The sequence below is a fragment of the Oceanicola sp. S124 genome (assembly GCF_000220565.1).
Classification (GTDB): Bacteria; Pseudomonadota; Alphaproteobacteria; order Rhodobacterales; family Rhodobacteraceae; genus Pseudooceanicola.
Window position 1 is genome coordinate 1 of record NZ_AFPM01000057.1, and the last position, 9,310, is coordinate 9,310.

Annotated in this window: 11 protein-coding genes and 1 tRNA gene; all 12 read left to right on the forward strand. The window is 66.1% G+C overall.

The window, feature by feature from the left end:
• The coding region (gene sufB / locus OS124_RS0104965) for a Fe-S cluster assembly protein SufB (protein WP_010138262.1) at window positions 1-1,377 on the forward strand (1,377 nt) is incomplete at its 5' end.
• Window positions 1,377-2,183, forward strand: a complete 807-nt coding sequence (locus OS124_RS0104970; protein WP_010138264.1) for a polysaccharide pyruvyl transferase family protein — start codon at window positions 1,377-1,379, stop codon at window positions 2,181-2,183. The genes sufB and OS124_RS0104970, both read left to right, overlap by 1 nt.
• A complete protein-coding gene (locus OS124_RS0104975) occupies window positions 2,180-2,494 on the forward strand; it encodes a heavy metal-binding domain-containing protein (RefSeq protein WP_010138265.1) in 315 nt (104 codons plus the stop codon). The genes OS124_RS0104970 and OS124_RS0104975 overlap by 4 nt, the downstream gene beginning before the upstream one ends.
• Before the next feature lies 1 nt (window position 2,495).
• On the forward strand, window positions 2,496-3,098 hold the full coding sequence (locus OS124_RS0104980) for a hypothetical protein (protein WP_010138266.1): 603 nt from the start codon (window positions 2,496-2,498) through the stop codon (window positions 3,096-3,098).
• A 26-nt stretch (window positions 3,099-3,124) separates the two neighbouring features.
• Window positions 3,125-3,880 (forward strand): Fe-S cluster assembly ATPase SufC, encoded by a 756-nt coding sequence (sufC, locus tag OS124_RS0104985; protein ID WP_010138267.1) that lies wholly within the window; start codon window positions 3,125-3,127, stop codon window positions 3,878-3,880.
• On the forward strand, window positions 3,880-5,196 hold the full coding sequence (locus OS124_RS0104990; RefSeq protein WP_010138268.1) for a SufD family Fe-S cluster assembly protein: 1,317 nt from the start codon (window positions 3,880-3,882) through the stop codon (window positions 5,194-5,196). Before sufC ends, OS124_RS0104990 begins: the two co-directional genes overlap by 1 nt.
• A 4-nt stretch (window positions 5,197-5,200) precedes the next feature.
• Complete coding sequence (locus tag OS124_RS0104995) at window positions 5,201-5,692, forward strand: hypothetical protein (RefSeq protein WP_010138269.1); 492 nt, start codon at window positions 5,201-5,203, stop codon at window positions 5,690-5,692.
• Window positions 5,689-6,243, forward strand: a complete 555-nt coding sequence (locus OS124_RS0105000) for a YIP1 family protein (RefSeq protein WP_010138270.1) — start codon at window positions 5,689-5,691, stop codon at window positions 6,241-6,243. Before OS124_RS0104995 ends, OS124_RS0105000 begins: the two co-directional genes overlap by 4 nt.
• Before the next feature lie 43 nt (window positions 6,244-6,286).
• Complete coding sequence (locus OS124_RS0105005) at window positions 6,287-7,507, forward strand: cysteine desulfurase (RefSeq protein ID WP_010138271.1); 1,221 nt, start codon at window positions 6,287-6,289, stop codon at window positions 7,505-7,507.
• 244 nt (window positions 7,508-7,751) lie between these two features.
• Window positions 7,752-8,528, forward strand: coding sequence for a methyltransferase family protein (locus OS124_RS23730; protein WP_010138272.1), 777 nt, complete (start codon window positions 7,752-7,754; stop codon window positions 8,526-8,528).
• Window positions 8,529-8,549: 21 nt separating this feature from the next.
• Complete coding sequence (locus OS124_RS27895) at window positions 8,550-8,762, forward strand: hypothetical protein (protein ID WP_010138273.1); 213 nt, start codon at window positions 8,550-8,552, stop codon at window positions 8,760-8,762.
• Window positions 8,763-9,072: 310 nt separating this feature from the next.
• Window positions 9,073-9,149 (forward strand) — tRNA-Arg (locus OS124_RS0105015).
• Window positions 9,150-9,310: the final 161 nt, after the last annotated feature.

Genomic DNA, 9,310 nt, shown 5'->3' on the forward strand with positions numbered 1-9,310 from the left:
ATCTCGGCCAAGAACCTCGAGCCCGAGTGGATGACGGAATGGCGCCTGGCCGCCTACCGCCGCTGGCTGGAAAAGGAAGAGCCCGACTGGGCGATGGTCGACTACCCCGAGATCGACTTCCAGAACCAGTACTACTACGCCCGCCCCAAGAGCATGGAAGAGAAGCCGAAGTCGCTGGACGAGGTGGACCCCAAGCTGCTGGAAACCTACCAGAAGCTGGGCATCCCGCTGAAGGAACAGATGATCCTCGCCGGTGTCGAAGGCGCCGAAGAGATGAAGGACGAGGGCGCGCCCGAGCGCAAGGTCGCGGTCGACGCGGTCTTTGACTCGGTCTCGGTCGGCACCACCTTCCAGGCCGAGCTGAAGAAGGCCGGCGTGATCTTCTGCTCGATCTCGGAAGCGATCCGCGAGCACCCCGAGCTGGTGAAGAAGTACCTGGGCTCGGTCGTTCCCGTGTCCGACAACTTCTATGCCACGCTGAACTCGGCCGTCTTCTCGGATGGCTCCTTCGTCTACGTGCCGCCGGGCGTGCGCTGCCCGATGGAGCTGTCGACCTACTTCCGCATCAACGCCGAGAACACCGGCCAGTTCGAACGCACGCTGATCATCGCCGACAAGGGCAGCTACGTCAGCTACCTGGAAGGCTGCACCGCACCGCAGCGCGACACCGCGCAGCTGCATGCCGCCGTGGTCGAGATCATCGTGGAAGAGGACGCCGAGGTGAAATACTCGACCGTCCAGAACTGGTTCCCCGGCGATGACCAGGGCAAGGGCGGCATCTACAACTTCGTCACCAAGCGCGCCGACTGCCGTGGCGACCGTGCCAAGATCATGTGGACGCAGGTGGAAACCGGCTCGGCCGTGACCTGGAAATACCCGTCGTGCATCCTGCGCGGCGAGGAGAGCCAGGGTGAGTTCTACTCGATCGCCATCACCAACAACTACCAGCAGGCCGATACCGGCACGAAGATGATCCATCTGGGCAAGAACACCCGCAGCCGGATCGTCTCGAAGGGGATCTCGGCCGGCAAGGCGCAGAACACCTACCGTGGTCAGGTCTCGATGCATCCCAAGGCGCAGAACAGCCGGAACTACACCCAGTGTGACAGCCTGCTGATCGGCTCGGACTGCGGGGCGCATACGGTTCCCTACATCGAGGTGAAGAACAACACGTCGCGCGTCGAGCACGAGGCCACCACCTCGAAAGTCGATGACGATCAGATGTTCTACTGCCAGCAGCGCGGCATGGACGAAGAAGAGGCCGTGGCCCTGATCGTCAACGGCTTCTGCAAGGACGTGCTCCAGGCCCTGCCGATGGAGTTCGCCATGGAGGCGCAGCAGCTGGTGGCGATCTCGCTGGAAGGCTCCGTCGGCTGATGAGCGCCCCCCTGAAGCTCCACTGGTGGGCGGCGAAGCCGAATTTCGGCGACGCCATCTCCCGCGCCATCGTGGCCCGTGTTTCGGGCCGTGATGTGACGTGGGCGAAGCCCGGCCAGGCGGATGTCTTCGCCATCGGCTCGATCATGCACGTGGTGCGGCGGGGCAATCGCGCCCCCCGTGCCGATGGCATGAGGCCGGTGGTCTGGGGTACGGGGATGCTGAAGCCCGTGCAGGTGGATTTCCTTGGGAATGTCGACGTGGCTCTGCTGCGTGGGCCGATCTCGGAAAGCCTGCTGGGGGTCTCGGTGCCGGGCTACGGCGATCCGGGGCTGCTGATCTCCGAGGTGATCGACGCGCCGGCGCGGGAAGATCGCATCGGACTGGTGCCGCATTATGCGCAGCTGGAAGACCCGGGCTTTCGCGAGATGATCGCGGCGCATCCGGTGCTGAAGCTGATCGACGTGCGGGGCGAGGCGCTGGAGGTCTGCCGCCAGATTGCCGCCTGCGCCCACGTGGTCAGTTCGTCGCTGCACGGGCTGATCGTGGCCGACAGCTTCGGCGTGGCGAATACCTGGCTGAACCCGGCGGGGATCCATGCCTCTCCGGCGCTGAAGTTCCTCGACTACGCCGCCGGGATCGAACGGGCGCTGCCGCGTCCTGTCGATCTGGGCGATCTGCCGGGATTGCTGGCGGGCCTGCCCACGGGGCCGCTGCCCTATGCGGCGGGCGTCGCCCGCTCCAAGGGGGATCTGCTGCACAGCTTCCCCGTCGCTCTGAAATCCGCAGAGGAGAGCCTGCAATGATCATCACCACGACCAACAATATCGAAGGCCACCGCATCACCGATTACCGGGGGCTGGTCGTCGGCGAGGCGATCATGGGCGCCAATGTGGTGCGCGATTTCTTCGCCGGGATCACCGATATCATCGGTGGCCGCTCTGGCGCCTATGAAAGCAAGCTGCAGGATGCCCGCGACACCGCCATGCGCGAGATCGAGGCCCGCGCGGCGCGCCTTGGGGCCAATGCGGTGGTCGGCGTGGATCTGGACTATGAGGTGGTTGGCGACAGCATGCTGATGGTCTCGGTCTCTGGCACCGCCGTGGTGATCGAGTGAGGTGAGCCGCGCCGCCGATCTCTCAGCGCCCGTGCGCCCCGAACTGACCTTCCCCGAGCAGGAGGCCGATGCCGTGCGGCTGGCCTATGGCGAGGCGAAGGTCATCCTGGAGTATGGCTCGGGCGGGTCCACCGTACTGGCTGGCGAACTGGGCAAGCGGGTGACCTCGGTCGAGAGCGACGGCAAATGGGCCCGGATGATGCGCGAGTACTTCGCCGCCAACCCGCCGAGGGGCGCGGTCGAGGTGATCCACGCCGATATCGGGCCGACCCGCGAATGGGGCCATCCGGTCGATGACCGCGACTGGCGCCGCTTTGCCGCCTATCCGCTGGGCGTCTGGGACAGGGGCCTCGCGCCGCATCCCGACGTCGTGCTGGTGGATGGGCGGTTCCGGCCGGGCTGTGTCCTGGCCACCGCCTTCAACATAGAACAGCCGGTGACCCTGCTGTTCGACGACTACCGCAACCGGGAGCAATACCACGAGATCGAGGATTTCGTGGGGCAACCTACCCTGATCGGCCGTCTGGCCGTCTTTGACATCGTTCCGATGCCGGTCCCCTCCGATCGGCTTCTGGACGTGATCCGTATGATGACGCACGCTTGAGGCGTTGCGTGAGGAAAGGCAAGAACATGTTGGAAATCAAGAACCTGCACGTCAAACTGGAAGAAGAAGATAAGCAGATCCTGAAGGGCGTCGACCTGACCGTCGAAGCCGGCAAGGTGCATGCGATCATGGGCCCGAACGGTTCGGGCAAGTCCACGCTGTCCTACGTCCTGTCCGGTCGCGAAGGCTACGAGGTGACCGAGGGTTCGGCCACCCTGCTGGGCGAGGACCTGCTGGAGATGGACCCCGAAGAGCGTGCCGCCCTCGGTATCTTCCTGGCCTTCCAATACCCGGTCGAGATCCCCGGCGTCGGCAACATGACCTTCCTGCGCACCGCCGTGAACGCGCAGCGCAAGGCGCGCGGCGAGGAAGAGCTGTCCTCGACCGACTTCCTGAAGATCGTCCGCGAAAAGGCCAAGTCGCTGAAGATCGATGCCGAGATGCTGAAGCGCCCGGTGAACGTCGGCTTCTCGGGCGGCGAGAAGAAGCGTAACGAGATCCTGCAGATGGCCATGCTGGAACCCAAGCTCTGCATCCTCGACGAGACCGACTCGGGTCTGGACGTCGATGCGATGAAGCTGGTGTCGGACGGCGTGAACGCGCTGCGCGACGAGGGCCGGGGCTTCCTGGTCATCACCCACTACCAGCGCCTGCTGGATCACATCAAACCCGATGTCGTCCACATCATGGCCGATGGCCGCATCATCAAGACCGGCGGCCCCGAGCTGGCGCTGGAAGTCGAACAGAACGGCTACGCGGACCTGCTGGCGGAGGCGCAATAATGTCGGCCATCCTGTCCCGTTCCATCAAGACCAAGCCCTCGGCTGCCCGCACCACGGCGACCGAGGCCCGCCTGGGTGCCATGACCTCCGGCGCCACCGCCGGCTGGTCCGTGACCGCCCGCGAGGCCGCGCTGGCCCGCGTGCAGTCCATGGGCCTGCCGCAGCCGCGTGACGAATACTGGCGCTTCACCAAGCCGCAAAGCCTGGTGCAGCCCGAGGCGCCGGCGGCCGCGCTGTTCGATCCCCAGGAGGCCCCGACCTTCGACCAGATCGACCGGGTGAAGATCGTCTTCGTCGACGGTGTCTTCTCGGCGGCCGACAGTGATCCGCTGGAACTGGCCGGTGTCTCGATCGAGCGCCTGGCCGAAGCCACCAGCGACATCCACTGGGCCAAGGATCTGTATGGCGTGCTCGAAGAGCGCGGCCAGGATCCGGTTGAGCGCCCGCTGGCGGCGCTCAACACCTGGGCCGCGACCGATGGCGTGCTGATCCGCGTCACCGGCAAGGCCGAAAAGCCCGTAAGCCTGATCTACCGGCACGAGTCCGAGACCTCGGACGTCATGCTGCACCATGTGATCAAGCTGGAAGAGGGCGCCGAGCTGACCCTGCTGGAGAACGGCCCCGCCGCCGCCCGCTTCAACAAGGTGCTCGAGGTCGAGGTCGCCGACGAGGCGCGCTTCCACCATGTCCGCACCCAGGGCCGCGACCACGAGCGCCGCGCCGCGACGCATATCTTCGCCCGCCTGGGCCGGGAGAGCCTGTTCAAGAGCTTCACCCTGACCGCCAATGGCGTGATGACCCGCAACGAGGCGGTGATCGAGCTGACCGGCGATGACGCCATGGCCCATGTGGCCGGCGCCTGCATGGGCGACGGGCGCGAGTTCCACCACGATGACACCGTCTTCGTGACCCACGACGCGCTGAACTGCGAAAGCCGCCAGGTGTTCAAGAAGGTGCTGCGCAACGGGGCCACGGGTGTCTTCCAGGGCAAGATCCTGGTCAAGGAAGGCGCGCAGAAGACCGACGGCTACCAGATCAGCCAGTCGCTGCTGCTGGACGGTGACAGCACCTTCCTCGCCAAGCCCGAGCTTGAAATCTACGCCGATGACGTGGCCTGCTCGCATGGCTCGACCTCGGGGGCGATCGACGAAGAGGCGATCTTCTACCTGCGCTCGCGCGGCGTCGATGCCAATACGGCGCAGGACCTGATGACCATCGCCTTCCTCGCCGAAGCGCTGGACGAGATCGAGGACGACATCCTGCGCGAGGCCCTGCTGGAGCGTCTGACCGCCTGGCTGGAACGTCGTCGCGGCTGATCGCATGTCGCTGATGCGCAATATCGCCTCCAGCTACCGCACCCCCGGTGCGGTGCTGGAGGGCCTGTTGTCGGAGGGCCCGCGCGAGGATCGCGCGTTGGCCCTCTGCATGGGGGGCTGCGTGGCGATGTTCGTCGCGCAATGGCCCCGGCTTGCCCGCGAGGCACATCTGTCGGGTGAGGACCTGCAGATGCTTCTGGGGGGTGCGCTTCTGGGGCTGGTTTTCATCCTGCCGCTGGTGCTCTACCTGCTGGCCGGGCTGTCGCGCCTGGTGGCGCGGGTGCTCGGCGGGCAGGGTACGGGATATGGCGCGCGGCTGGCGCTGTTCTGGGCGCTGGTGGCGGCGACCCCGCTGATGCTGCTGCATGGCCTTGTCGCCGGCTTCATCGGCCCCGGCGCGGCGAAATCGCTGGTCGGTCTGCTCTGGCTGCTGGCCTTCGGCTGGATCTGGCTGGGCGGCCTGCTGCGGATCGAGCGCGGGAGGGCCACCGCATGATGCGCGACTGGCTGGACCTGGCGCGCGAAAGCGTGCTGAACCCGCGGATCGGCGCGGCGCGGCTGCTGGCCCTGTCGCTGCCCGAGGCGGTGGCCCCGCTGATGCTGGCCCTGCTGGCGGTGCTGAACGGCATCGTCTACGGGCTGATCCTGTCGTCCGTGGTGGCGTTGTCGCCGGTGCTTCTGGCGCTCTTCTCCGGGGCGATCATCTGGCTCTCGGCCTGGTTGCTCAGTGTCGTCGGCCAGAGGCTGGGCGGGCAGGGGCAATGGCCCGAGCTGCTGCGCGCGGTGCTCTGGCTGCAGATGCTGCGCCTGGTGGCGCAGGTGGTGCTGGTGCTGCTCTCGGTGCTGCTGCCGCCCCTGGCGGGGTTTGCCGGGATGGCGGCGGGGGTCTGGGGCCTCTACATGATGGTCTGCTTCGTGACCGAGGCGCATGGCTTCGCGACCCGCTGGAAGGCGGTCGCGGCGCTGGCGGCGGTCTTCGTGCTGACCCTGGTTTTCGCGACACTGGTCGTCGCGGTGATCGGCGAACCGGCCCTCGTGGCCGCCTGACGGACCCGCCGGGCCGCACTGGCCGGCGGGTGTGGAGAATGAAATGTATGATGTGAACGCGATCCGCGCCGATTTCCCGATCCTGTCGCGCGAGGTGAACGGCAAGCCGCTGGTCTACCTCGACAACGGGGCCTCGGCGCAGAAGCCGCAGGTGGTGATCGACGCGGTGACGCAGGCCTATTCCCAGGAATACGCCAACGTCCACCGGGGGTTGCACTACCTCTCGAACCTCGCGACCGAGAAGTACGAGGGCGTGCGCGGCATCATCGCCCGCTTCCTCAATGCCGGTCACGAGGACGAGATCGTGATGAACTCGGGCACCACCGAGGGGATCAACCTGGTCTCGTACGGCTGGGCCGCGCCGCGCCTGCAGGCGGGCGACGAGATCATCCTGTCGGTGATGGAACACCATGCCAATGTCGTGCCCTGGCACTTCTTGCGCGAACGTCAGGGCGTGGTGCTGAAATGGGTCGAGCCTGAGGCGGATGGCTCGCTGGACCCGGAGAAGGTCATCGCGGCCATGGGCCCGAAGACGAAGCTGGTGGCGCTGACCCAGATGTCGAACGTGCTGGGCACCGTCGTCGACGTGGCGCCGATCTGTGCGGCGGCCCGCGCACGCGGCATCGCCACGCTGATCGACGGCAGCCAATCGGCGGTCCATATGCCCGTCGACGTGCAGGCCATCGGCTGCGATTTCTTTGCCATCACCGGGCACAAGCTCTATGGCCCCTCCGGGTCTGGCGCGATCTACATCCGCAAGGAGCGGATGGCCGAGATGCGCCCCTTCATGGGCGGCGGCGACATGATCAAGGAAGTCACCCGCGACGGCGTCTGCTATGCCGACGGCCCGATGCGCTTCGAGGCGGGCACGCCGGGCATCGTGCAGACCATCGGCCTCGGCGTGGCGCTGGACTACATGATGGGCATCGGCATGGAGGCCATCGCCGCCCATGAGCGCGAGATCGCCGACTATGCCAGCGCCAGGCTGCACGGGCTGAACTGGCTGAACATCCAGGGACAGGCCCCGGGCAAGGGGGCGATCTTCTCGTTCACGCTGGACGGTGCGGCCCATGCCCATGACATCTCGACCATCCTCGACAAGAAGGGCGTCGCGGTACGTGCTGGCCATCACTGCGCCGGGCCGCTGATGGAGCACCTGGGCATCACGGCCTCCTGCCGGGCCAGCTTCGCCATGTACAACACCCGCGCAGAGGTCGACGTGCTGATCGAGGCGCTTGAACTGGCGCATGATCTCTTTGCCTGAGCGGGCAGCGGCCTGACCGGGCCTTGCCCCGCGGCGGGTGGCTGAAGGGACAGACGGGGGCGGATCCGGGCGGATCGGCCCCCGTTTCGCATTTGACCGCGTTTCGCATGGGCCCTCGTTTTGCATCCGACCGGTGGATCAATGGTCATTTGCGACATTTCGTGCGTCGCTTTTGCCCTTCCGGGTTTCAATGTGACGCGGGCTTGCTAGGCTGGGGGCAAGATCAACAAGCCAAGGAGCCCCCATGACCCTGCTGACCGAAGCCGACGACGTTTCCCGCATTGCCTTCGGATTCATGGGATCCAAGGCGCTGTTCGCCGCGCTGGAGCTGGGGATCTTCACCGCACTGGCCGGCGGGGACAAGACGGCGGCCGAGCTGGCCGAGGCGGCAGGGGTGCATGAGGACCGCGCGATGACCCTGCTGACCGCCCTTGCGGGGCTGGGGCTGGTCTCGGTCCACGAGGGGCGCTTTGCCAATTCCCCGGCGGCCGGGGCCTTCCTGGTGAAGGGGGCGAAATACGACTTCGGCGACTACCTGCGCCTGCAGGTCGGCAAGCAGATGTACCCGCTGCTGGACCAGATCGAGGGCGCGCTGAAGGGCGAGCTGGGCGAGGGGGACACCGCCTCCTATGCCGACTGGTTCTCCGATCCCGACGAGGCGAAGCTCTATTCCGAGAGCCAGCACGCCGGATCCCTCGGCCCGGCGCGGCAACTGGCGAAGGCGCTGGACCTGTCGGGCGCACGGCGGATGCTGGATGTCGGCGGCGGCACGGCGGCCTTCGACATCGTGCTCTGCGGCGCCAACCCCGGGTTGACGTCAACGGTGCTCGAGTTCCCCAATGTCGCCGCCCTTGGCCGCCGCTACGTCGAGGCGGCGGGACTCTCGGATCGCATCACCTACCTTGAAGGCAACGCGCTGGAGACCGACTTCCCGGGCGGCCAGGACATCGTGCTGATGTCCTACCTGTTTTCCGGTGTCCCGGGCGAGGCACACGAGGCGTTGATCGCCCGCGCCTACTAGGCGCTCAACCCCGGTGGCGTGTTGCTGATCCATGATTTCGTCGTCGAGGCCGACCGTACCGGACCGGCGCTGGCGGCGCTCTGGCAATTGCAGCACACGGCCTTCACCCCCGAGGCGCGGTCCCTGGACGCGGGGTGGTTGCAGGCCCGTCTGGCGGCCGCGGGCTTCGAGGGCGTCGAGGTGCGCGGCATGATCCCCGAGATGACCATGCTGGCAGAGGCGCGGCGCCCCTGAGGGGCGGCCCCGGTTCCCGCGCCTCGGTGCGGCCTGTCTTCGACATGCTGCGGACAGAAAGTTGCCGGCACGGTCGCAGGGACCATTGCGGCCCCGGTCGGCTCGGGCTATAGAGCCGCGACAGGCACCCGTAGCTCAGCTGGATAGAGCGCTGCCCTCCGAAGGCTGATGTCAAGGGGATGCCGTCATGAAGAGGACTAAGAAAGAGACGTGATACCAAGCTCTTGCCGAGCAGATCGTTTTTCGATTTAAAGGCTGGAGAAGTCGCGTAAGCACTGCGTAAGCAGTCAGGGCCTGACGGTTCTACTGCGCACCCATAGCTCAGCTGGATAGAGCGTCGCCCTCCGAAGGCGAAGGCCTCAGGTTCGAATCCTGATGGGTGCGCCATTAACCTCTAAATTCCACGATTTGGGCTCGCTGGTCAGGTTGCCCCGGCGCTGCCAAGTTTGCCGCACGGTTGCCGTTAATCCAGTGATGGATTGGACGGTTTAATTCAGAATATATTTATATAATCAATACACTAAGCGGTCATCTTGTGTACCAAGTGG